General features: G+C 62.6%; 18 protein-coding genes and 1 tRNA gene. 6 read left to right on the top strand and 13 right to left on the bottom strand.

The window, feature by feature from the left end; translation table 11 throughout:
• Nucleotides 1-277: 277 nt before the first annotated feature.
• Nucleotides 278-369 (bottom strand) — tRNA-Ser (locus tag Q7S58_RS02760).
• 243 nt (nt 370-612) lie between these two features.
• On the opposite strand from Q7S58_RS02760, the gene Q7S58_RS02755 reads away from it, so the two are divergent.
• Nucleotides 613-1,614 (top strand): nitronate monooxygenase family protein, encoded by a 1,002-nt coding sequence (locus Q7S58_RS02755; RefSeq protein ID WP_304820570.1) that lies wholly within the window; start codon nt 613-615, stop codon nt 1,612-1,614.
• A 664-nt stretch (nt 1,615-2,278) separates the two neighbouring features.
• On the opposite strand, the gene Q7S58_RS02750 is transcribed toward Q7S58_RS02755, so the two are convergent.
• From Q7S58_RS02750 to ruvX, 11 genes are all read right to left on the bottom strand, one after another.
• Nucleotides 2,279-3,382 carry a hypothetical protein gene (locus tag Q7S58_RS02750; protein ID WP_304820568.1) on the bottom strand — a complete coding sequence of 368 codons (1,104 nt, stop codon included), beginning with the start codon at nt 3,380-3,382 and terminating at the stop codon, nt 2,279-2,281.
• Between the two features lie 719 nt (nt 3,383-4,101).
• Nucleotides 4,102-5,286 (bottom strand): acetyl-CoA acetyltransferase, encoded by a 1,185-nt coding sequence (locus Q7S58_RS02745; protein ID WP_304820566.1) that lies wholly within the window; start codon nt 5,284-5,286, stop codon nt 4,102-4,104.
• 34 nt (nt 5,287-5,320) lie between these two features.
• Nucleotides 5,321-6,727, bottom strand: a complete 1,407-nt coding sequence (locus Q7S58_RS02740) for an OB-fold domain-containing protein (RefSeq protein ID WP_304820564.1) — start codon at nt 6,725-6,727, stop codon at nt 5,321-5,323.
• 195 nt (nt 6,728-6,922) lie between these two features.
• A complete protein-coding gene (locus tag Q7S58_RS02735) occupies nt 6,923-7,483 on the bottom strand; it encodes an NUDIX hydrolase (RefSeq protein ID WP_304820562.1) in 561 nt (186 codons plus the stop codon).
• A 21-nt stretch (nt 7,484-7,504) separates the two neighbouring features.
• Nucleotides 7,505-10,081, bottom strand: a complete 2,577-nt coding sequence (locus Q7S58_RS02730) for a VWA domain-containing protein (protein ID WP_304820560.1) — start codon at nt 10,079-10,081, stop codon at nt 7,505-7,507.
• 3 nt (nt 10,082-10,084) lie between these two features.
• A complete protein-coding gene (locus tag Q7S58_RS02725) occupies nt 10,085-11,890 on the bottom strand; it encodes a BatA domain-containing protein (protein WP_304820557.1) in 1,806 nt (601 codons plus the stop codon).
• A gap of 12 nt (nt 11,891-11,902) precedes the next feature.
• Nucleotides 11,903-12,802, bottom strand: coding sequence for a DUF58 domain-containing protein (locus Q7S58_RS02720; RefSeq protein WP_304820555.1), 900 nt, complete (start codon nt 12,800-12,802; stop codon nt 11,903-11,905).
• A 3-nt stretch (nt 12,803-12,805) separates the two neighbouring features.
• A complete protein-coding gene (locus Q7S58_RS02715; protein WP_304820553.1) occupies nt 12,806-13,825 on the bottom strand; it encodes a MoxR family ATPase in 1,020 nt (339 codons plus the stop codon).
• A 17-nt stretch (nt 13,826-13,842) separates the two neighbouring features.
• Nucleotides 13,843-15,432, bottom strand: coding sequence for a hypothetical protein (locus tag Q7S58_RS02710; RefSeq protein WP_304820551.1), 1,590 nt, complete (start codon nt 15,430-15,432; stop codon nt 13,843-13,845).
• Nucleotides 15,433-15,473: 41 nt separating this feature from the next.
• Nucleotides 15,474-16,502: an endolytic transglycosylase MltG gene (gene mltG / locus Q7S58_RS02705; RefSeq protein WP_304820549.1), complete on the bottom strand. Its 1,029-nt coding sequence runs from the start codon at nt 16,500-16,502 to the stop codon at nt 15,474-15,476.
• A gap of 91 nt (nt 16,503-16,593) precedes the next feature.
• On the bottom strand, nt 16,594-17,034 hold the full coding sequence (gene ruvX, locus Q7S58_RS02700) for a Holliday junction resolvase RuvX (protein ID WP_304820547.1): 441 nt from the start codon (nt 17,032-17,034) through the stop codon (nt 16,594-16,596).
• Nucleotides 17,035-17,296: 262 nt separating this feature from the next.
• Between ruvX and Q7S58_RS02695 the strand changes: the two genes are divergently transcribed.
• The 4 genes from Q7S58_RS02695 to Q7S58_RS02680 all read left to right on the top strand — a co-directional run bounded on the left by Q7S58_RS02695 (nt 17,297) and on the right by Q7S58_RS02680 (nt 21,113).
• Nucleotides 17,297-18,625, top strand: a complete 1,329-nt coding sequence (locus tag Q7S58_RS02695; RefSeq protein WP_304820545.1) for a M23 family metallopeptidase — start codon at nt 17,297-17,299, stop codon at nt 18,623-18,625.
• A 57-nt stretch (nt 18,626-18,682) separates the two neighbouring features.
• Nucleotides 18,683-19,519 (top strand): glycerophosphodiester phosphodiesterase, encoded by an 837-nt coding sequence (locus Q7S58_RS02690; RefSeq protein WP_304820543.1) that lies wholly within the window; start codon nt 18,683-18,685, stop codon nt 19,517-19,519.
• 86 nt (nt 19,520-19,605) lie between these two features.
• Nucleotides 19,606-20,625, top strand: a complete 1,020-nt coding sequence (locus tag Q7S58_RS02685; RefSeq protein ID WP_304820541.1) for a TIGR03617 family F420-dependent LLM class oxidoreductase — start codon at nt 19,606-19,608, stop codon at nt 20,623-20,625.
• A gap of 56 nt (nt 20,626-20,681) precedes the next feature.
• Nucleotides 20,682-21,113: a cupredoxin domain-containing protein gene (locus Q7S58_RS02680; RefSeq protein WP_304820539.1), complete on the top strand. Its 432-nt coding sequence runs from the start codon at nt 20,682-20,684 to the stop codon at nt 21,111-21,113.
• A gap of 46 nt (nt 21,114-21,159) precedes the next feature.
• Here Q7S58_RS02680 and Q7S58_RS02675 read toward each other — a convergent pair whose 3' ends face one another.
• Nucleotides 21,160-21,693, bottom strand: a complete 534-nt coding sequence (locus Q7S58_RS02675; protein ID WP_304820537.1) for an NUDIX hydrolase — start codon at nt 21,691-21,693, stop codon at nt 21,160-21,162.
• Nucleotides 21,694-22,002: 309 nt separating this feature from the next.
• On the opposite strand from Q7S58_RS02675, the gene Q7S58_RS02670 reads away from it, so the two are divergent.
• Nucleotides 22,003-22,614, top strand: a complete 612-nt coding sequence (locus tag Q7S58_RS02670; RefSeq protein ID WP_304820535.1) for a DsbA family protein — start codon at nt 22,003-22,005, stop codon at nt 22,612-22,614.
• The last annotated feature ends 2 nt before the right edge of the window (nt 22,615-22,616 follow it).

Here is a 22,616-nt window from a genome sequence, read left to right as displayed (position 1 = left end):
GCTCCAGTGAACGGATCCCCTCTGCCCTCCAACTGATGCATTTTTGCGCCGGCGGAGTAAAACGCCGGTATTTCGCGCCCTCGTGCGGAGAGTGCGAAAAGGGGTTTCAGATAGGGGGAAAGCGCACCGGGTGAACGGCGGGCGGAGAGGAACCCGACGACATCCGCGACGACACGGGCGATTGGCGATTCTCCAGTCCCCTTTGAATGCGATGAAGCCGCGCACACGCGCCAATTTCGCGCACTCCGGCGGAGAATGCTCAACCTCGAGGACTGGGTGGCGGAGAGGGGGGGATTCGAACCCCCGAGACCCTTTCGAGCCTACACGCGTTCCAGGCGTGCGCCTTAAGCCGGGCTCGGCCACCTCTCCGCGCGCGACAGATTATGCATCAGCGATTCGTGCGTGACCACCCGGCCCATCTGGCGCGCCAATCGCGATCGAATCGGCCCCCGGCAACGCGATTGCGCGATCGGCGACCAGAACATCGAAGAGACCGCGCATGTCCGATCCGCCGATTCGTAAAATCGCGCTTGATTGCTTTCAGCAGGGCAGTCTATAGAAAGCATCGGAGGCTAGTCGCCAAGACAGCTCACCACGAGGAGAATCAAGCCGATGCTGCATACGCCGATCTGCGATTATTTTGGAATCAAGTACCCGATTCTGCTGGCCGGAATGGGCGGAGTCGCGATGCATAAGCTGGTCGCCGCCGTCTCCAACGCCGGCGGATTGGGCGTGATTGGCGCCGCCTCGCTCGGACCGGAAGAACTCCGCGCCGAGATTCGCGCCACCCGCGCGCTGACCGACAAACCGTTCGCCGTCGATTTGCTCGCGCCGATTCCCGACATGATGCGCCCGCACGTGCCGGTCATGATCGAGGAGAAGGTCAAGGTCTTTGTCGCGGGACTTTCGGTACCCCAGGAATTCGTCAAGACGATGCACGACGCGGGCATGAAGATCGTCGTGATGTGCGGCAAGGTTCATCACGGGATCAAGTCGCAGGACGCGGGCGCCGACGTGGTCGTCGCGCAGGGCACCGAGGCCGGCGGCCATACCGGGGAAATCGGGATGCTGTCGCTGGTGCCGCAGATGATCGACGCGGTGCGGCTGCCGGTGCTGGCGGCCGGCGGAATCGCCGACGGGCGGCAAATCGCGGCGGCGCTCACGGTCGGCGCGCTGGGCGTCGTAATCGGCACGCGCTTTATCGCGACGCCGGAGGCGCAGGCGGCGCAGGGCTATCGCGAAGCGATTCTCAAGGCGCACGAAGACTCGACGCTTCGCACGCGCGCCTACACGGGCAAGACATGCCGCGTGATCCGCACCGAGTATGCGCTCGAATGGGAGAAGGATCCGTCGAAGATTCAGCCGTTCCCCGCGCAGGCGCAGACCTCGACGCGCAACGGCGTGATGAACTATACCGGGGTCGGGCGCGGCGACATCGACCCGAAACGCACCTTCATGCCGACCGGCCAGGGCGCGGGATTGATCCGCGAGATCAAGCCGGCGGCGGAAGTCTTCGCCGATCTGCTGCGCGAGACCGAGGCGGCATTGCGCAAGGCGCAGGAATTGATCACCGGCGATCCTTCGCGCCAGCATTCGGCTGCGCCGCCGAGATGAAGTTCAGGATGCGGGCTTGGTCGCGAATCGCGACCGTACGCGGGACCGACGGCGAAGGTGAAGATGACAGAAGGGCGGTGACAACATTCAGTGATCAATCGGTCGACCCGGCACCCTCACCTACCCGCCGCCGAGCGGCGGGCCTCCTCTCCCGTAACGTAACGGGAGAGGTAAAGGACGGCGGCCTCCGCTCAGGGTTTGTGAAGATCTGTCGGGCGGCCGATCTCACCACCGTCGTCATTCTGAGGCGAAGGCTGCGCAGCCGAAGAATCCCGAATCTTTTTCTTTGGCTGGCATTGCTTCGATGATCGTTCGACTCCGGCAGCCTCCCCCGTTCGACTTCGCTCAGGGCTTCGGCTCAGATGGCGGGAGGGAAGCGACGGCGCGTGCGGCCAGGGAGAATGATCAGCTCTGGCTGTTTTTCAGAAATTCCACAGGCTAAAGCCTGTTGCCACAATGAAACGGCCGCGGGCGGCCTCCGCTCAGGATGACGGCGGGGCCAGCGCTTAGGTTGAGGAGCCCGGGTGATCCGCACCCTCACCTACCCGCCGCAAAGCGGCGGGCCTCCTCTCCCGTAAAGTAACGGGAGAGGTAAAGGACAGCGGCCTCCGCTCAGAGTTTTTGAATTTTTCGTAGATGAGTGAGAGCGCTCGCCTACAAAAATTCACAGACTCTCAGGATGAAGCAAAATAGGCGCGCCATTGGATCGTTGACTCGGGACGGAAACGGCTCGGGCCTCCGACGCGGTCGTCATCGAAGAGGTAGTCATCGGAGCGGCACCTTTCTTTCCGCAAAGGGTGTCGTTCACGTCGCACTGGGGCGTGATACCTACAGTGCGCTGGCGCGCATTCAGGTCGAAGATAGCTGTGTTGGTCTTGTCATTCGGCGCACATCCACATAGCTGACTCGCGCAGCAACTGCATCCGACGGCAGCTTCCAGCTTAGCTATCGCCAAGATACCTTTGGCCGGGCAGCTAGTCAGGCCAGAGCAGGCTACCGAAGTAAGATTGCGGTCGTTGCATTGGCCGGTGCATAGAGTGGCGTCGCAAGTGTAGGCCGATTCGATCCCGCCTTTGCCTTTGCAGCTATAAGCGTCGCAGATCGCCTTACAATCCGTGCCGGCCGGCACTGTCATCGTGTCATTGAATAGCGGACACCCGTTGGCGCCTGGCGCGTCAGGAATGCAAGCCGTCAAAGGCGGGGTAGTAGCTCCATCTGGATTAAAGGCTGCGGACCATACCAGGTCGCCGCCGAGAGTGCATTCAGTAGCAGGATCGTCGAGAGTCGTGCCTACCTGATAAAGGCCGTCGTAAACCGGACAGGAGCATTGCACGATACCTTTGGCGCCGGTCTTCTTGCACGGCGCGGTCATGCAGCCGGCGTAAGGAGCCTGCCCGCAATTCGTCAGGCCGAGCCCATTTGAAGGTACGCAGTCGAGGCTGAAGGTCGAGATCAAGTCGGCGCCGGGAATCAGCTTCTTTTGATTGATCGCCTGGCAGACAGGCGCCTTGTTGACGTTCGCCGCGCCGGAGCATCCACTCCCGTCAGCGCCGCAGGTCTTAACCGTGGCCTTGTACACCTTGTAATTGAGGATCGCGTTGATATCTACAAAGTAGGCGCCCCATGGGACCTCGAAGCAGTTGCAGTTAGCATAGCGACCGTCGGGGGTGAGCGTACAGGATAAGTCCTCGGAGCCGGTGCTGGGACCTGAGTAATAGCAGAGCGCATACGGTCCTCCTTTGCACCAGACGAAGTTCGTAGGCTCCACCAGGATGTCTCCATAGGCTGGGATCGGAACGCAATTGGCTGCACCGGGAGTGCATGAGCAGTTCGTCCCAGTGCATCCTGCGGTCAAGTAAGTCGTGGCGCGCTTCGGATTGCTCCAGAACTTGTACGAGTTGGGAATGAAATGGATTCTGCCGACTGAGCAGTCGGGTTTGACTGCAGCGGGCACGGTAACCGCATCGAGCGCTGCCAAGGTGCTACTGTTGAGCGCGTAAGTAGCGGGCAGGTCCTCTGACATTGCTTTCGATGACAGCGTTGCGAGAAGGCAGACAACGAGAATCCAGGCGCGAAGAATAATCGACACAGCTATTCCCCCTTGCGGCTTCGTGAGTATCGCTCGATGCTAGCAGCGCTTCGCGATGCTCGCTATTTAATTGCAGTCAGACGAAGGATCTCCGCTGTCATCTTTCGCTCCGGATTGCTTTCCGGAATCTATTGCGGGCATCCTGCGCTCGAAATGACGGAGAAGAGTTCGATGAAGCGGCTGCACCCTCACCTGCCTCATCGCTCGGAACGGAGGGACGCGAAGTAGCGGGCGATCCGGCACCCTCACCTACCTCGTCGCTGGGGCGACTCGGCCTCCTCTCCCGTAAAGGAACGGGCGAGGGATAGGAAAAAAACGGCCGGCATCTTGCGATGCCGACCGTACTATAATTTCAGCAAAGATCGGGATTCTTCGCTTCGCTCAGAATGACAACCCGTTCAACCGATCTGGTTCCCTACCACCGAGACGAAGCTGACGCATCGACCCGGCGCGCCGCCGAGATTGTGCGTCAGTCCGAGTTTGGGATTGTTGAGTTGCCGCGGACCGGCCTCGCCGCGAAACTGCAGCCACATCTCGTACATCATGCGCAGTCCCGACGCGCCGATCGGATGCCCGAACGACTTGAGCCCGCCATCCGGATTGACCGGCAGTTTGCCCTCGAGATCGAAGAAGCCTTCCATCACGTCCTGCCATGCCGTGCCGCGCGGACTGAAGCCGAGATCCTCGCACAGCACCAGCTCGGTCGGCGTAAAGCAATCATGCACTTCGGCCATGCTGAGCTGCTGGCGAGGATTGGTGATGCCGGCCTGCGCGTAGGCATCCCTGGCGGTCGCGACGACTTCGGGGAAAGTGGTGAAATCGTATTCCTGCGACAGCGGCCCTTCCGCCGGTCCTGCGATGAACGACAGCGCCTTGATGTAGATGGGATTCTTGCAGTATTTGTGCGCATCCTCGGCCCGCACTACGATCGCCGCCGCCGAGCCGTCCGAGACGCCCGAGCAATCCATGATTCCGAGTGGGTCCGCGATTTTGGGCGAGTTGCGGATCGTCTCCATCGAGACTTCTTTCTGGAACTGAGCCTTGGGATTTTTCGCGCCGTTCTTGTGATTCTTCCACGCGATGCGCGAGAGCACTTCCTTGCCCTTGTCGGCGTCGAGGCCGTACTTCTTGAAGTACGCCGGCGCGAGCAAGGAGAACGAGGCCGGCGCAGTCATCGTGCCGTGCGTGCCGTCGTTGGGCGGAGCGTTCGACACCAGGCCGGAGTAGCCCGAGTCCTTGAGCTTCTCGACTCCGATCGCCATCGCGATATCGAACGCGCCCGACGCGACTGCATAGCAGGCCTGCCGCAATGCCTCCGAACCGGTCGCGCACATATTCTCGACGCGCGTCACCGGCTTGTACTGAATTTTGAGCGGCTCGGATAGCGTGAGCCCCGAGACGCCCGACGCCATCGTGCCGAGCCAGTACGCATCCACGTCCTTCGGCTCGAGTCCGGCCGACTCGTACGCCTGGTAGGCGGCATCGACCAGCAAATCTTCGGTGCCCTTGTCCCAATGCTCACCGAACTTGGTGCATCCCATTCCGATAATCGCGACGCGGTCTTTAATTCCTCTGCTTGCCATGAACGATCCTCCTGGATCCTTAGCCTGCTGGGGCCTAACGCGTAGGGCGTGCCTTCCAGAAATAGTTGTTAACGCCGTCGGCAGTAAAGAGCCGGCGAAAAGTCATTTCGACCCGATCGCCGATTGCGACCTTATCCGGCTCGCAGTCGGTCATCTCGCACAGAAAGCGGCCACCGCCGTCAAAGTCTATCACCACGTTAACAGTCGGCGGGTTGAGAGAATAGGCGAGCCGATCGATCGCGTAGGTGGCGATTTTGCCGGTCCGATCGGCGAACGCATACGGCTCCATCTTGCGCGACTGGCATTTCACGCAGACCAGTTGCGGCGGCAATTGGGGCGTCCCGCAAGCGGTGCATCGCGAGCCGATAAATCCAAACTTCCATTTCTCCGAGCGCATCATCGGCGGTCCCGCGGGACGGTCGGGATCGGGCCGCCGCGGCGGTTCGGTCGGCAGAATCTCACGCCACTTCAGGTAGGCGGCGTAAGTCACATCGCCCTTCGATTCGATCATGCGGCCCACTGAATGGACCGGCTTGAAGCTCGCCGCCGCGGGCGTCACCCGCAGCAGGATCGCGTCGGCGCCGTCGGCCACCGTCGCAACCAGGATCAAGTCGCCGGCCTTGGCCAGTGGCAGCACGCTCGCAAGCATCAGTCCCGGATGAGCCGCGCCGGTCTGTCCGACGGTCAACGCCAACGAATCGGCAAACCTGGCGGGATCGAGTTTGAGCGCGCGCGAGATTTCATCAGCCGCACGCGGATTGGGAGCATCGAGGATAATTTTCGCGATATCGCCGGCGGCGACCTTCGCCTTCTCGAGGATATTCTTGATCACGTTGCTGAGCAGCGGCGAGTAGGCCTGCGTCAGCGCGAATCGCTCCTCCCACGAATGCGAGAAGCGTTCGCCCGGCGCCCGCCACGAATCCAGGAATTCGCGGGTGAGCGAGGTGCTCGCGACGATTTCCGCGAGCAAGTTATCGTTGCCGAGCACGAAGGCCGCGGCCCCGTCGCCAGTGGTTTGCTCGGCTTTGCCTTCGGGCGCGGCGAGCCGGCAATCGCCCATCGTGACCAGCACGCGCTTGGCGCCGCCACTGACCGCGTCGGCGCCTTGCATCAGCGCGGAGATTCCTGCGCGCACCGAGCCGGTCGAATCCGAGGCGCGAATCTCACCGGGCAGCCGGGTCGCGGCGCCGATAATCGCAGCGTTGAGTTTTTCCGCATACGGCGGCGTCGAAGTCGCAAAGAACAGCGCCTCGACGTTGCCGCCCGGCGCCGCCTTGAGCGCATCGCGCGCCGCCTCGACCGCCATCGAGACGCTATCTTCGTCGAAGCTCGCGATTGCGCGCTCCCCTTTGCCAGCAGCCGTGCCGAGGACTTGCGCGATCGCCGAGCGCTTCAACCGCCGATACGGAATGTAGGTACCGTAAGAGACAATTCCAGCCATGATGCGCACTTTAAGTCCGATATGCCGATGCGGTCAACCGAGCCGCATCGACGCATCGAAGTTCTCTGGCAATGGATCTAATCCCGCCGGCCTTAGAGCGGCTTGCGCGGTCGTCTTAGTTGAGTGGCGTCTTCGGTGAAATAGGGTCCTCGGCCTGGGCGCCGCGAAGACCACAATCCTGTGTTCGTCCCGCAGCTAATCCCGCTTGCGCGCGTTCGCGATCCAGGCAGTGAGCGCATCGACGGTGGTCGGGAAGGCCAGTTCGCTCCATGGGATTTCGTCGGGCGCGAAGAACTGAACTTCGGTGGCCTCCTCGGACGTCATCGCAGGGTAGTCGAGCGGCCGCGCGAGATAAACGACCAGCGTCAGCGACGGATTCGCGGTGTCGCCTAAAACGCCGAGCACGGACCCGAGTTCGACGCGCATCCCGACTTCCTCGCGCGTCTCGCGAAGCGCCGCGTCGGCCGCATTCTCGCCTAAATCGACGTAACCGCCAGGGAAGGTCCACTTGCCGCGCGCCGGTTCGATGCCGCGCCGCAGCAAGAGAACTTTGCCGTGGTCGATCACCAGGCATCCCGCGACCAGCTTCGGACCTGGAAAATGTACGAAGCCGCAGGCGTCGCAGACTTTGCGCGTGACGTTGTCGGGCAGGATGAGTCGCGGCGCCATCGATCCGCCGCAGAGCGGGCAAAAGCGCACCTTGGCCGGATAGTCGCGCTGCAAGCGATGATTGGGATGAACCGGCGCCTTACTCATTGCCTATAGCCACATCGATACTCACGCGGTGAGGCGTCTGACCAGCGCTTCGCCGATCAGCAGGATCATCGCCGCGATGATCAAAAATCGATTCACCGATTCGCGGCGCTCGACCGTGGGGCGCGCCATCGCGACTTCCGCCGCAGTTGGATTCAGCCGTCCGCCGGTCGCCGACGCCAGATGCTCGAGCAGTCCGTAGTTCGGCTCCGGCCGCGGCAATTCCGCATTCACCGCCGGACTCACGGTGTAGGCAAGCGGCGGAAATTTCTTGTCCTTGCCGATCGGCGAGCGAACTTCGAAATAGTAATTGCCGGGCATCGGCGCGTCGATCGATCCGGCAAATTCGCCCGGCACCTGTTCGGTCAGCGCGGATTCCGATTTGCTGTTGTCCGGCCGAATCACGAGCACCGTCGCCAGATGCGACGCGCTGGCGGCCTCGGCGCCGTAGTCAGTCAGCTTGATGTTGATGCGACCGGCCTGGTAGCCGAGCGCGACGTCGATTTTGGGCTCGGCGACGGTCTGCGGCGTCATCCATCCCAGCAGGCGGTTCCACACCGGCTGAAAAACGTTGCCGCTCACCCACGTCCCCGACCATCGCCCGCTCGCGTCGGTAGTGACCGCGAGCGCTTTGCCCGCGCCGTATTTCCAGCTTGCGATCAGCGGCTCCTGCGTGCCCGCGCGATCGACGAACATGCTCATCGTGGCGCGCGGCTTGATCTCGGTCGAGACGTAGCCCTTCAGCGGCGGCATCTGCTGTCCCGCGAGGTCCTTCAGGATTGGATCGGGCTTCTCGGTGCGCGGCGTGAATTCCTTTTCGACCATGGTGACCTCGCCGCCGTGCGCGCGAAAATCCTGGACGAACAACTGCGGCAGATTCTTCGGACTGTCGGTCTGGTAGTATGCGCCGCCGCCGTACTTGGCGATCGATTGCAGCAAATCGACGTTGGCTTCGCGCCCGACCGCGACGGTCGAAATCGTTGCGCCCAAATCGTGATGCATCCGCGAAACCAGGTCGTAGTACATCTCGGCCGTGCCGCCGGTCTCGCCGTCGGTGAGGATCACGACGTGCTTGGATTGCGCGCCGCTGCCGCCGAGCGTGCGCTCGGTCTCGCGCAGCGCCGGAATCAGAAAAGTGGTGCCGTGCGCCGAAAGCCGGCTGACCATCTGGTCGAAGACGGCGCGATTTTTCCCCATCGATTGCAATGGCACCACGACGAACGGCTGCGAATCGAAGCCGATCACGCCGATCAAATCCGAGTCCTTGATCGATTTGGTGACGGTGAGCGCGGCGGCTTTCGCGTAGGTCAATTTGTCGTTGCGGCCCATCGAGCCCGATTTGTCGATCAGCAAAATCAAAGCGCGCTCTTTTTCCTTATGCTGCGGTGGTTTCATCGTGACCGGCATCACCGCGGCGAGCGGGCTGGTCGCGTATCCGCCGAGGCCAAAACTCGAATCGCCGCCGATCATCGCGAGCGAACCGCCGCGATCGACGTACGCCGCGAGCGCGTTCTGTGCGGCCGGCGCGATTCGTTCGCTCGGCACATTGTTGATCAGGATCGCATCGTAGCCCGCGAGACTGCCGTTCCACTCCCCGCTCGCGAGCGGTACGATCGTCGGCTCGAGTCCGCTGCGTTGCACCACCGTGCTCAGATAATTCGCGTCCTTCGCGCTACCGGTGAGAATCAGGATTTTGCGGCGCGCGCCCACGCCCACCCATCCCTTCAGCGAGTCGTCCTGAAAGTACGCGTCGAAAGCTGCGTTGTCGGGCTTGAACGCGGCGCTGTAGGAAGCGAGGCCGGCGGTTTCGGTCCGCACCGGAAAATCAAGCCGCTCCGAGCCCGGATGCAGGGTCACCTTGCGCTCGGCGATCGGCGCGCCGTCGCGAGAGATCGTCACCTTTCCGGTCACCGGCGCGTCGTTGAGATTCTCCATCGTCACGCCCAACTCGAACGGCTCGGCTTTTTCGAGCGCGGGCGGCAACGCAAGCTCGGTCATCACGACGTTGGGAATCGAGCGCGCGCCAGGCGGCGTGAAGATGTCGAGGCGGATTTCGGCAGACAGAATCGCGCTGATCGCGCGCTCTGCATCGCCACGATTTTGCCATCCGTCGGTCACCAGCACGGCCGGCCCGCCGTGCGCGTCGGGGTCCGACGCGAGGCGATAGAGCGCGGTCTCGAGATTGGTCGCGGTGGGCTCGCACGCATTGCATCCCGCGCCGCGCACCAATGCGTTCTCGACCGACGATATCGAATCGTGCGCGACGGTGTTGGCAAACATGAAGGCGGGATCGCCGCCGCGAAGTCCAAGCTGGTCGCGCAGCAGCGTGACCGTCCACGCGCGCATCGCCGGCGTGATACTCGCGCTCGCATCGACCACCGCCGGCCGCGCCGCGCCCTCGCTCCGCGTCACGCGTTCGGGACTCGCGAACGCGAGCACGAAGAGCGCGAGGACGATCGCGCGAATCAGCGGTGCGAAGATGCGCCGAAGCTCGCGCGCGTTGACAAGCCCCCACGCGAGCACGATCGCCGGCAGCGCCAGCAGGTACAGCGCCTGCGGATGCGCGAGCGTGAGATCGTGCGGTAGCCAGGCCGGCGTCAACTGCTATGCCTCCAGCATCCGGCGCCGCCGCCGATACACGACGATGGCTTCCAGAGCGGCCAGCGCGATTATCGCCGCCAGCACGTATCCGGTCAGCGGAGATTTTTCCATCACCGGCGCCGGCGATGATGACGCGCTCGCCGATTCGACTTTCAGCGCAGGCGTGCTGGCGAGATCGGACACGGCGAGATCGTCGAGGTTAACCGCGCGCGGAGTTTTGGCCGCGCCCGGCCCGATCATCTCGTACACACCCTGCTCCGAAACTTCGGTGAAGAGCGTGCCCGGCTTGGCCGCAACTTTTTTTCCCGATGGCAAAATCACTTGCTCGACGCCGGCCGGAACCAGCCACGGCTGTCCGGTGCGATTCTCGACGCTGCTGCCGCCGAGGCCCGCGAGGTAGCCGATCGCATTGAGCGTCAGGATCGACATCGGCAGGTTGCGCTTGCCGAGATACGGGAACGGATTGAAGCCGGTCGCGACGAAGCGGTGCCCGCCGCGCTCACCCTTCAGCATCAAGGCGCCGCCGTCGCCCGCGATCACTCCGCTCATCCACGGATGCGCCCCGAAATATTCGCCGCCGCGGAGACTTAAGAGCCGGAAGTTCACCGAATCCGTCAGCGGGCCGGTCTTGCCCCATCCTGCGATCGCCACTTGCGCGGCCGGCGTTACCGCGAGTCCGAAGATCGGGTCGCCAGGCGGCGGCATCACGATCATCGCGTTGACTGCGGGCAATTCCTTGGGCGTGGCGTATTCGAAAATTGCCAGATCGACCGTCGCCAGATCGTCGGGGATGTACGCGTCGGGCGTGCGCGCGGTGGCCGCGACTCCGGGAATCGAATTCAATCCGTTCGCGTCGGCCGGGGTCGGACTGATGAACAGAATCGAAACTGCCTTGATCGATCCGCCGACGGCGTATGCGACGTTGTCGAGTGGCAGCGCGTCGGCTGGCATGAGATGGGCTTCGTATACCCTAGCCGGCGGCAGACTCTGAAACTCGAGCATCCCGGTTTCGCGCGCACCGAGCGTTTCTTTCGCGCGCGCGATTTCCTTGCCGTCCCCATTCAGCACAATTTCGAGGTGGCGCGTCTCGGGACCGAAATTCGCCGCCGTGAGACTCGCATGAAGTGCTTCTGCGCCAAGCGCTTCGCGCCGCAGCGTAAACGATCCGATCGCGAGATTCGCCACCGCGTCGCCCACCGCGATCGCGTGGATTCGCGGCGGCACAGGGGCTTCGAGCGCGTTGGCGCCGGCGAAGATAACTTTGGACACGTGCGATTCCGCCGCGAGGTTCGCGAGAAAACTCGCGAGCGTGGTCTGATCGTTGGGTGAGTCCACCGGCTTGATCCGCGTGAGCGCGCGCTTCGCTTCAAGCAGCGATTTGTAAGCGGGCGCGATTCGCCGCGGCTGCGGCGCGGTGACGTAGATTGAAATTTCGCCGCCGCCATCTTCAGCCGCGAGCGCCTGGTAGAGTTTTTCGCGCGCGATGTAGAAGCGAGTCCGGCCGGCCGGCGTCATCGCCTGCATCGCCGCCGAGTTGTCGATTACGATCGCGATTGGATTGCTCCGATGCCACACGAACGGACCCGCGAGCGCGAGCACCGCGAGCATCAGGATGAAAGCCTCGACGAAGAACATCCAGTCGAGCCGCGGCCATCCACCGAAGCGCTCGCGGCGAAAGCCGCGCAATGCACGAAACGCGAGCACACTCGATACGGTCACGCGCGACGGCCGCTCCTTGGCGAGGTACGCGAGAATCAGCGCCGGCACCAGCGCGAGAAATACCAGCGCGCCCGGATAAAGCAGTCCCATCGCAATTACCCGCTAATGCGCAAGGCCGAGATCGCTCGCCGCGCGGAGAAAAAATTGCTGAAAGTCGGCGTCGGTGGTGTAAAGCGAGTAGTGCAAGCCGCGCTTGAAGCAGAACGATTTGATCTCGCGCGTGAGCCGCAGCATCGTCTCGCGATACTGGTTGCGCTCGCGCTCACCGATCGAGACGCGGAGCCGCTCGCCCGATTCCGAATCGACAATTTCGACGTCGCCGTCGAGTCCCTGGCCGTTGATTTCGCGGCCGCCGAGAATCTGCACCGCCGTCAGATCCATCGAAGCCGCGTTGAAGAGTCCAAGCCCGCGCGTGATCGAATTGAGCAGCATCAGGAAGTCCGAAATGACGAACACCTTGCCCGCGCGGCGGATCGCCACCAGCTCGTGTGCGAGCGCGGTCGCGAAATCAAACTGTCCGCCCGGCTTCAAACCATGCACCCGCCGCGCAAGCTCGACGATCCGATGCTGCCCGTAGACGAACGACGGATTGACCGGAGCGCCAGTGCCGCCCAACACCCGCAGCATCACCCGATCGCCGCTGGCGAGCGCAACGTACGCGACCGATAGCGCGGTCAGAATCGCGGATTCGAATTTGCGATCGCCGGCGGGAAATCCCATCGACGCGCTCGCGTCGAGGAACACATAGGTCAGCAGATCCTCTTCTTCCTGGAACAGCTTGATGTAGAGTTTGTCGGTGCGCCCGTAGAGGCCCCAATCGATATAGCGGAAGTCGTCGCCGGGCGAGTACTGGCGGAAATCGCTGAACTCGAGCGACGAGCCGCGCTTGGGCGACAGATGCATCCCGCGGCCCATCCCGGCGTATTGCTGGCGGGTCCGAATTCTGAGCTTCTCGAGCCGGGCGAGAAAGCTCGGCGTCAACTCGTCTGGCAATCCGAACATCGGCTACGCGCGCGGCTTGCGGAGCCGCTTCATCACCTGTTCGAGGATCGATTCGGAACTGACGTTTTCCGCTTCAGCCTGGAAGTTGCGCAACAATCGATGGCGCAGGCACGGCACGATCGCATCGTCGATATCCTCGTAGCTGACGCTCACGCGCCCCGCGAGCAGCGCGTTCACTTTGGCGCACAGGATCAGCGCCTGCGCGCCGCGCGGACTCGGTCCGAAGCGCAGGTACTGCGATACTTCGGGAATCGCGCCCGGCCCGCCCGGCGTGCATCCGCCGATCACGCCGATGATGTAGCGCTCGAGCGGCTCCGCGACCATCACCTCGCGCACGAGGCCCTTCAGTTCCTCGATCGCACCGGGCGCGGTGTTCGCATCGAATATTGGTTGAATCTGGCTGTGCGTAGTTCCCGTAGTCCGCGCGAGAATTTCACGCAACTCTTCGGGCTTGGGCGAGCCCATCACGACTTTGAAAATAAATCGATCCATCTGCGCTTCAGGCAGCGGATAGGTGCCTTCAAGCTCGATCGGATTCTGCGTCGCCAGCACGATATACGGCGCCTCGAGCGGATAGGTGGTGCCGAAGACGGTCACCTGATGCTCTTCCATTGCCTCGAGCACCGCCGACTGCGTTTTGGGCGTCGCGCGATTGATCTCGTCGCCCAGCACCACGTGCGCGAAGATCGGTCCCGGCTTGAACTGGAATTCGCGATGCCCCTCGACTTCGGTCAGCACCTGCGTGCCAATGATGTCCGACGGCATCAGGTCGGGCGTGAACTGGATTCGCTTAAAGCTTAAGCCCAGCGTTTCGCTCGCCGCCTTGACGAGCAGGGTCTTGCCGAGTCCCGGCACGCCTTCAATCAGAATATGACCGCCGCAAAAGAGCGCCGTCAGCAGCTTGCGGATGACATCCTGATGACCGACGATCACGCGCGAGATTTGCGCCTCAGCGTGCGAAAAGACCTTGCGGAACTGTGCGACCCGCTGATCGGGCGATACTTGTTGAGCAACCGCTCCCATCCGTTCTCCTTTACCCGTTAACGAATCATGTCGCGATAGCGCGGCGGCACCAACTGGCGCTCGTCCGGCGGCGCGTTGTCACTGCTCGGCGCGAGCGGCGCGTTGACGTAGGCGGTCGAGGCCCGCGGCCGTTCGGTATCGAGCACGGTTTTGCCGCCGTCGCCGGAGGCGGGCGCGCCCGGCAAGCGGAACATCACGTAGCGCGCATCCTTGATATCGACCGTCGCGCCTTTCTCACCCGGCTTCAGATATTTCTGATAGTTCCCGGCCGCCGGCATCTCGCCGAGATGAGTATCGCCGAGATTCGAGCCGCGATCGCGGTTGTCCTTGTTGTCCTTGGGATTGCCCGCGCTCGCGACGTTGCGATCGCCGTTGGCGCCCGGCTTCGGGACATCGCCCGGCTTGTTTGGATCGGGCTGGCCGCCGCCTGGTCGATTTTGATTGTCGCCGGGCTTGTTGGCGTTGCCTTTGTTCTTGTCCTCGCCGGGTTGATTGTCCGGCCCAAGATTCTTCGCGTTGGCAGTTTCGATCTGCGCGTCGGCCTTGGCGAGATTGTTCTGCAGCTCGATACTCTGCTGATCGCGTTTGTCGTTTTTCCCGTTCTGATTATTTTTGCCGGCGCCTTGCCCCTTGTCGTTCTTCGCCGATTCGGATTTGCCTTCGCCCTTGCCGCCGCCCGTCCCGGATTGTCCCTTGCCGGCTTCGCTCTTGCCTTCTCCAGTCTCGCTTTTACCTTCGCCGCTGCCGCCGCTCGCTTTGCTCTGGCTTTGATCTTTGCCGTTGCCTTTAGCGGACTGCGATTTGGATTGGCCGGTACCCTGGTCCTTGCCGTTTTGACTATTGTGGCGCTTCTCGTCGGCGTGCGCCGCCTGCTGCATCGCTTCCTGGATGCGCTTCTTTTTCTCTTCGGGTGGCAGCTTGGGATTCTCGAGCGCGTCGGCCGCTTCGCGAATTTTCTCCGCCAACGCCGAGTCGTCCGTAGATGTGGCGGTGCGCGCGATCTCTTCTGCAAGACCGCGCAGCGTGCCCGCAAGATGCTGCTCCGGCGACGGCGCGCGTACGAGTCCGAGCGTCGCGAGCATCATCGCGAGCGCAACCACGCCCGCCAGCATCGATGATCGCTTGAGCGGCTCGCCGACTTCGAGCTTGAACTCGCGCGCAGGATCGAAGCCCTCGAAATACATGATCGCGCGCCGCCACAGAACCGGGAACAGCGGGGTGCGCCGCGCTCGCCCGCTCTCCATCGCGGCGGGGTTGGCGAGGTTCGCGAGCGTGGTGATCTGTTCCTTGCCGGCGAGGCGAAGATCGAGCTCAGCCGCGGTGGCGATAAAATCGTCGGCCTTCCGATACGCGCGATAGGCCATCGCGGCGCCGGCCAACAGCGCCGCGATTCCCGCGAGCACGAACGCGGCCCTAAGCGCCTCTTCGCGATCGGGCGACAGTGCGTAACCATAGCGCGCCCACGTCAAATGCCCGATCGCGCCGAGCAGCAGGCCGATCGCGATCGCAGCGATCGCGGGCCCCAGCGCCGCCAGCATCGTCCGAATCGCGGCGAGGCGCGCAATCCGGCGACTGCTCTCGCCGATTATCTCGACCGGATTCGCCACGTGGATAAAGTTATATCGAAGCTGGCGCGAACGCGACTGGCTTATCGACGCTCGACAGCGCCGGACTGTGCTGAAGCCTTCCTGATACTCGCAATCGCGCGGCGATGCTGATCGAATGACTTCGAGAATTCGTGCGTGCCATCGTCGCGCGCGACAAAATACAAAAAATCGGTCTGCTGCGGATGCAGCGCCGCCTCGATCGACTTGAGTCCCGGATTCGCGATCGGCCCCGGCGGCAAGCCGGCAAAATCGTACGTGTTGAACGCCGACTCCGTATGCACCGCGCTCACCGCCGAATCGCTCTCGTCGCCGCTCAAGCGGTACTCAGCCGTCGGATCGGACTGGAGCGGCATCTTGAGCCGCAGCCGGTTGTAGAACACGCCCGCGATCACCGGCCGCTCCTCGGGCGCCTTCGCCTCCTTCTCGACGATCGACGCCATCGTCACCAGCTCGCGCGGAGTCAAATCCAGCTCGAACATCCGCTCCTCGACCGCCGGCGTCAGCACCCGGTAGAACCGCGTGAGCATCGCGGCCAGCACCTGGTCGATGGTCGCGTGCGGCGAGAATCGGTACGTCGCGGGGAAGAGATACCCTTCCGCGCCGAGCGGCCTGAGACCGAGCGCGCGCACCAGTTTTCCGTCGCGGGCCGCCCGCTCGAATTCCTCCTGGCAGACCAGTCCAGCGCCTGCGACCTTCTCGGCAATCTGATGCACCGTCAGGCCCTCCGGAATCGTCACCGTAACGATCATGAAGTCGCCACGCACCAAATGCCCCATCACGTCGGAGATTCGCTCGCCGCCCTTGAATGCGTAGTCGCCCGGCTTGATGCGCCGCGCGGTGCCGCTCAGATGCCCGTAGAGTTTGAGCGCCCACGCGCTCCTGACCACGCCCGCGTCGGCCAGCTTGCGCGATATCCGCGCGAATGGCTCGCCCTTTTCAATCGAGACTTCTCGTTGTGTTGCGAATCGCTCGGTCGGACTCCACCAGCAGTATGAGACGATCGCGAAGCCGGCGAGCGCGACCAGCGCCGTCGCCGCTACCAGGGTCTTCCTGCTGGATAGTGTGAGCATCGCGATGCACTCGGAGTTGTCGCGCCGACTCGTCGAAGTCGAGCGCCACCGCCAGATTCCATGCTAGCACGGAAATTCAATCGACCCTCGCTCACGATTTCTTCGCGGCGCGCGCCTGCAGCCATCCCTCGAGGATCACCGTCGCCGCAATTGCGTCGATCGCCGCCCGCTTCGAGCCTCGCCTGATCGGCATCGTTTTGAGGCGCTCCTCGGCCTCGAAGCTGGTCAGGCGCTCGTCGAACATCTCGACCTTCACCCCGAGCGCTCCGGCAATCCGTTCGCCATAGGCCCGCGCCGAGCGCGCCGCCTCGTTTTCGCTACCGTCCATGCTGAGCGGCAGCCCGACGACGACCGCGTCCACCGCGCGCCCCGCGAGCATCGCCACCAGCGCGTCAAGATCGCGCTTGAACGAACTCCGGTCGATGGTGCCTAGTGGATACGCACCGTTGCCGTCCGTCTCCGCTATCGCGACTCCGATTCGCCGTCGTCCCAGGTCAAGCCCGATCACCATCGGATGCTCAAATTTGGACACGACTGCTTATCATAACTTTCCATATAACACTCAAACAGTTGCCTCGTGCTCTGGATAACCGGCTGTGCATCGAAATGATTCGGAAGTGTTGCGTTGACTATCCAAATGACTTAACTTCGCCTGCGTGTATTCTCGGGGGAGAATCGAACCGGCCGTGCCTCGTGCAATAACGGCCATTATCGTGGCTTTGCTCGCTACGATTGCCTCTGTGCATCTTTTTTTCCAGGCAAATCCTCAATCTATTTCGCCTCCGCTCGACCGGATGGAGGCTGGCCGCGACTACGCCGACAGCTACGAAGACTCCGAGTACGTCGATCCCGCCCCGCCTTCCATCACGATTAGCACGACGCTCGAGCGGACCGCGCCGATCGAGAGTTATCTCCGCGAAGCCGGCCTGGAGCGGGACGAAATCCGCGAATGGTCCGCTCCCTTCAAGCGCGCCAGCCAGAATAGCCTGTTTCAGAAGGGCCATCCCCTGACTATTTATAAGGATCCCGAGTCGGGCGAAATGCGCGGCCTGAAATACGACCTCGACGACCGGATGGCCGTCACCGAGGCCAGCCTCGGTGCAGGCATCATCAAGGCGACCGTCCAGCCGATTCAGTACATCACCAAGCCCATCAACCTGACCTTCGCCGTGAAGGATAGTTTCCGTCGCGCCGCCGCCGAAAATGGGATTCCCGCGCCGATTATCGAGTCGCTCGAGGATGCTTTCGCCGACCGCCACGACCTGGCCCGTCTCGCCCCCGGCGCGGCCGTCAAGCTGATCTATCATGAGAAGGTCAGCCGCGACGGCACCTACACCCAGGCGCAGGAGGTCGAGGCGGCGCAGATTCGCTTCGGCAGCCGCACGCTGATGGCAATCTCGTTTCGCGACGAGCACGGCCGCCCACATCTATACGATGAAAAGGGGCGCGTCCTCGGGCCGCAGTTCCTGCGCTTCCCGGTCAATTTCAAGTACATTTCGTCCGGCTTCAGCTTCCACCGTTACCATCCGGTGCTGCACGCTTTCAGGCCGCATGTCGGCGTCGATCTGGTCGCGCAGCTCGGCGAGCCGGTCAAGGCGGTCGCGGACGGCAAGATCGAAAGCGCCGGATGGGCGGGTGAGCTTGGCAACTGCGTTCGAATCGGGCACGCGCACGATATGGTGAGCATCTATGGCCACCTTTCGAAGATCAGCCCGGGCCTGAAACCCGACAGCTACGTTCACGTCGGTCAGGTCATCGGCTTTGTCGGCTCGACTGGACTCTCGACCGGTCCGCATCTGCATTTCGCGATGGAGAAGCGGGGCGAGTACGTCAATCCGCTGAACGAGAAGATAGGTGAGAATCACCCCGTTTCGCCTCGGATGCAGGCGCTCTTCAACAACATCAAGGGCCGCTACCAGTCGATGCTCGCCAAGCTGCCCGACCTCGGCAGCCGTGACGTCTCGGCGGACAGCCGCAAGCCCGCGATTTCCAAGTTTGGCGACCTTTATCACGTGTCGATAAAGCGCCTGAAGAATCGGCGTTCGTCGCGCTCGTCGGCCCGCGCCGAGGCTCGTCGCTCGGTTCGCAATGTATCCGACGTCGAATTCGAGGGCGCCCTCTAATACCGGTACCCCACGCGGCAACCTCGCCGATCCGGTTAACGCAATTGGCCGCCTCAAGTGGCGCTCATTCGCTTCGATCCAGGCCTTGCCAACGTGAATACCGACTTCTTCGCGAGTCCGACGCCGCGGGCGATTGGGCATCGTGGCAGCGCGGGTACCCACCCCGAGAACACCCTCGTCTCTTTTCGCGCCGCGATCGATGCGGGCGCGCCGTACATCGAGTTCGACATTCACATGACCCGCGACGGCGAAGTGGCCGTCAGCCACGACGACAATCTAATGCGCATGGGCGGCGACGATCGCTTTATACGCGCGATGACTTACACCGAGCTTGCAAAAGTCGACGCCGGAAAGAATTTCTCGCTCGACGGCGCGAGGTTTCCTTTCCGGAACCAGGGCGTGCAGGTACCCCGCCTCGAGGAGGTGCTCGCGACCTTCCCACAGATCTGCGCCATCGTAGAGGTCAAGCAGGTGGCGCCGAGCCTGGTCGAGCCAATGCTGGCGGTGATCGATAGCGCCGGGATGCGCCGACGGGTGCTGGTCGCGAGCGAGCATCAGGAGCCGCTCGACGAGATTCGCCGCCTCGCGCCCGATATCCCGACCAACTTTTCCTACTTCGAGTCGGGATTCTTTCTGCAGGCGATGGCGTCGCGCGACCCCAACTACCGTCCGCCCGGCGCCGCCCTGCAGATTCCGCGTCGTTACGAGTCGTGGGATCTGGTCACCGCCGAGAGCGTCGCGTTCGCGCACAGCCTCGGCCTCGAGGTCCACGTCTGGACCGTCAATGACCCGGCCGAAATGCGCGAACTGCTCGACCTCGGCGCCGATGGACTCATCTCGGATTATCCACGCCGCGTGCTCGACGTGATTCAGAGCCGCGTCCGTCCGCGCTGACGGCGTTCGCGCGACGCTTTCCCGCCCCGCATCCGCTTTGTTAGCATCGGGGCGCCGCATCGCGAAAATATTGGAGTGAAAATCGTATGAAACTCGACACTGGTCTCTCGACCCGCCATTTGCGCGAAGTTCCAGCCGCCGCCCGCGCCGCCGAAGACGCAGGCTTCGACGCGTTGTGGATTCCCGAAGCCGGCAACGACGCCTTTCTGGCGTCGGCGATCGCCGCCGAACACACCAAGAGCATCAAAGTCGGCACCTCGGTCGCGATCGCGTTCCCGCGAAGCCCGATGATCACTGCCGCCAGCGCGTGGGACCTGGCCGGGCTTTCGGAAGGCCGCTTCATCGTCGGCCTTGGCACTCAAGTGAAAGGCCACATCGAGCGCCGCTACAGCACCAAGTGGGAAGCGCCGGTGCCGAAATTGCGCGAATACCTCCAGTCGATGCGCGCGATTTTCAAGTGCTGGTCGGAAGGCGGCGCGAAGCTGTCCTACCAGGGCAAGTTCTACCACTTCTCGCTGATGACGCCGTTCTTCACGCCGGCCAAGCATACCTTCACGAACATCCCGATCCATATCGCCGGCGTGAACGAGCACATCATTCGGCTCGCCGGCGAATTGTGCGACGGCCTGCACGCGCATCCGTTCAACTCGCCCAAGTATCTGCGCGAATACGTGCTGCCTAACGTCGAGAAGGGACTCGCGAAATCCGGCCGCTCGCGCAACGACTTCACGATACAGACGACCGCCTTCGTGATCGTCGGCCGCAATCAGGACGAAATCAAAAAGAACCGCGAAGCGGTGCGGCAGCAAATTTCGTTTTACGCATCGACGCGCACCTACAAGATCGTGCTCGATATGCACGGATGGGGCGACGTGGCGCAGCGCCTCAATGAGAAAGCGGCCAAGGGCGAATGGGCCGCGATGGCCAAAGAGATCACCGACGAGATGCTCGACGTGTACACCGTGTCCGGCACCTTCGACGACATCCATGACAAGGTGATGGCGCGCTACGACGGATTGCTTGACCGCCTCGCTTTTTATATTCCCTATCGCCCGGGTACCGACGACGCCGAATGGCGCAAACTCGCCAAACGTTTCAATGGATAAGGTTCGCGGCGCGCGCCGACACCATGTATCGTCTTCCTGAACAAGGAGATCTCTCGATGAGCAAATTGATCCTCAAGAAAATGGCGCTGCTTGCGAGCGTTGGAATATTCATGCTGGCCGGCGCGGTTCGAACCATCGCCGCCGACGCGCCGCCCGCCGCCGGGGCCACCACCGCCACGATGGAAGAGCCCGGCACCAAGGCCTTTACGATAGTTTCGGTAGAAGCCAATGACGTCAAATTCTGGCTGCCCAGCACGATCACCGTCGATCAGGGCGACAAGGTAAAGCTCACGCTCAAGAACCAGGTGCCGGGCTCGTCGAATCAGCACGGCTTCACGATCCCCGGCTACAACATCACGGAAGTCGTGGCTCGCGGCACGCCCAAGACGATCACGTTCGTCGCGGACAAAACTGGCGTCTTTCCGTACTCATGCCAGTTGCATCCGGCGCACGTCGGCGGCCAATTCGTCGTGAACGCCAAGAAGTAATCCGGGATTTCTCACTGCGTTCGAAATGACGGATGGCGAGCCGAGGTCACGGGCGGCGCTCGAGATCGAGAAAATCGCGGGCGCGATAGAGTGCGGCGATCGATTTCGCATCGACGATGTCGCCGCGGCGAATCATCTCGAATGTTTCGGTAAAGGGCACTTTGCTCACCCGAATCACTTCGTCGTGATCGAGCACGCCCACGCCCGCGGATAGTTCGCGCGCGAGATAAACTTCGATCCGCTCGTCGCAAAAACTCGGGATCGTGACGATCGAGCCAAGGCGATCCCAGCGCGCCGCGGCGACGCCGGCCTCTTCGCCCAATTCGCGTTGCGCACAGGCGAAAAAATCCTCGCCCGGATTGCGGCATCCGGCGGGAATCTCCCACATCCACGCGTCGATCGCGTAGCGATATTGACTCAGTGTCGCGATATTCATGTCGTCGTCGAGCGCGACGATCGCAGCAGCGCCCGGATGCCGAATCACGGCCAGATCGACTTGCACGCCGTTGGGCAGCGACGCGCTTTCGACGCCAAGATCGACCACGCCTAGTTTCAGAATCGGACGACGTTTCGAATTCATCGTGCGATCAGGATGTGGGAGCCATCGAGTTCGCGCAAGCACCGAGCCTGATGATGCCGCCCCTCTTTGTCATTCTGAGCGCAGCGAAGAATCCCGGATCCTTTGCTCCGCTCGGTCCCATCGACCTCGCTGGCATTGAGATCCTTCGACTCCGGCAGCCTTCGCTCGGGATGACGGAAGAGAGGGCAACATCGCTTGGAATGTGGAGGGGAGAGTGTCTTGCCGCAATCGCGCGGCTTGATTGCGAGTGCTTCGCAAACGCGCCACTATCGCGCTGAATCAAAGGCGCGCGCTCATCATTCGATCAGCATGACGACAGCACTGGTGCGGATACCAATATACTTCGACTACGCATCGACGCTCTGCTACATCGCGTGGCGAATCGTGCGCGAACTCGAAGGCGAGCTTGGTTTCGAGGCGCTCTGGAAAGGCGTGCCGATCGCGATGCGGGATCATCGCGCGAAGCCGGGGCGCGTGCTCGGCGATCGCGAGCGCGAGAAGGTGCTGATGGTCGCGGCTGAGACGGGTATTGCCGTGGCGCCGCCGAAGAGCTGGATCGATTCGAGCGCGGCGCTGCAAGGTTCCGAAATCGCGCGCGACGCCGGCGTGTTTCGCAAATATCACGAGGCGGTGTTCCGCGCGGCCTTCGAGCAAGGAGTGGACATCGCTAATGCGGACGTGCTCGACACGATCGCGGAGCGGGCCGGGATGAATCGAGCACGGTTTCGCGCGACAATTTCGAGCGGCGCGATGACTCCGCGCATCGAATCGCACAAGCGCGAGGCTGACGAATTCTCGGCGCTCGGCTATCCAACTTTCATCCTCGGCGAATTCCCGTTGATTGGGATTCAGCCGATCGAATCGATGCGCCTGCTCATCGGGCGATTCCTCCGCCAGCGGAGCCAGGAACCGCAGGCGTAGCG

The sequence above is a fragment of the Candidatus Binatus sp. genome, assembly GCF_030646925.1.
Classification (GTDB): Bacteria; Desulfobacterota; Binatia; order Binatales; family Binataceae; genus Binatus.
This window is presented reverse-complemented; position numbering and strand designations above follow the sequence as displayed.

What these genes read in the sequence shown, in the direction of transcription:
- mltG (WP_304820549.1), bottom strand. Translation starts at nt 16,502, where the DNA reads ATGCTCACACTATCCAGCAGGAAGACCCTGGTAGCGGCGACGGCGCTG.
- Q7S58_RS02740 (WP_304820564.1), bottom strand. Translation starts at nt 6,727, where the DNA reads ATGGCTGGAATTGTCTCTTACGGTACCTACATTCCGTATCGGCGGTTG.
- Q7S58_RS02745 (WP_304820566.1), bottom strand. Translation starts at nt 5,286, where the DNA reads ATGGCAAGCAGAGGAATTAAAGACCGCGTCGCGATTATCGGAATGGGA.
- Q7S58_RS02725 (WP_304820557.1), bottom strand. Translation starts at nt 11,890, where the DNA reads ATGGGACTGCTTTATCCGGGCGCGCTGGTATTTCTCGCGCTGGTGCCG.
- Q7S58_RS02720 (WP_304820555.1), bottom strand. Translation starts at nt 12,802, where the DNA reads ATGTTCGGATTGCCAGACGAGTTGACGCCGAGCTTTCTCGCCCGGCTC.
- Q7S58_RS02695 (WP_304820545.1), top strand. Translation starts at nt 17,297, where the DNA reads ATGGAGGCTGGCCGCGACTACGCCGACAGCTACGAAGACTCCGAGTAC.
- Q7S58_RS02670 (WP_304820535.1), top strand. Translation starts at nt 22,003, where the DNA reads ATGACGACAGCACTGGTGCGGATACCAATATACTTCGACTACGCATCG.
- Q7S58_RS02755 (WP_304820570.1), top strand. Translation starts at nt 613, where the DNA reads ATGCTGCATACGCCGATCTGCGATTATTTTGGAATCAAGTACCCGATT.
- Q7S58_RS02685 (WP_304820541.1), top strand. Translation starts at nt 19,606, where the DNA reads ATGAAACTCGACACTGGTCTCTCGACCCGCCATTTGCGCGAAGTTCCA.
- Q7S58_RS02735 (WP_304820562.1), bottom strand. Translation starts at nt 7,483, where the DNA reads ATGAGTAAGGCGCCGGTTCATCCCAATCATCGCTTGCAGCGCGACTAT.
- Q7S58_RS02675 (WP_304820537.1), bottom strand. Translation starts at nt 21,693, where the DNA reads ATGAATTCGAAACGTCGTCCGATTCTGAAACTAGGCGTGGTCGATCTT.
- Q7S58_RS02680 (WP_304820539.1), top strand. Translation starts at nt 20,682, where the DNA reads ATGAGCAAATTGATCCTCAAGAAAATGGCGCTGCTTGCGAGCGTTGGA.
- Q7S58_RS02715 (WP_304820553.1), bottom strand. Translation starts at nt 13,825, where the DNA reads ATGGGAGCGGTTGCTCAACAAGTATCGCCCGATCAGCGGGTCGCACAG.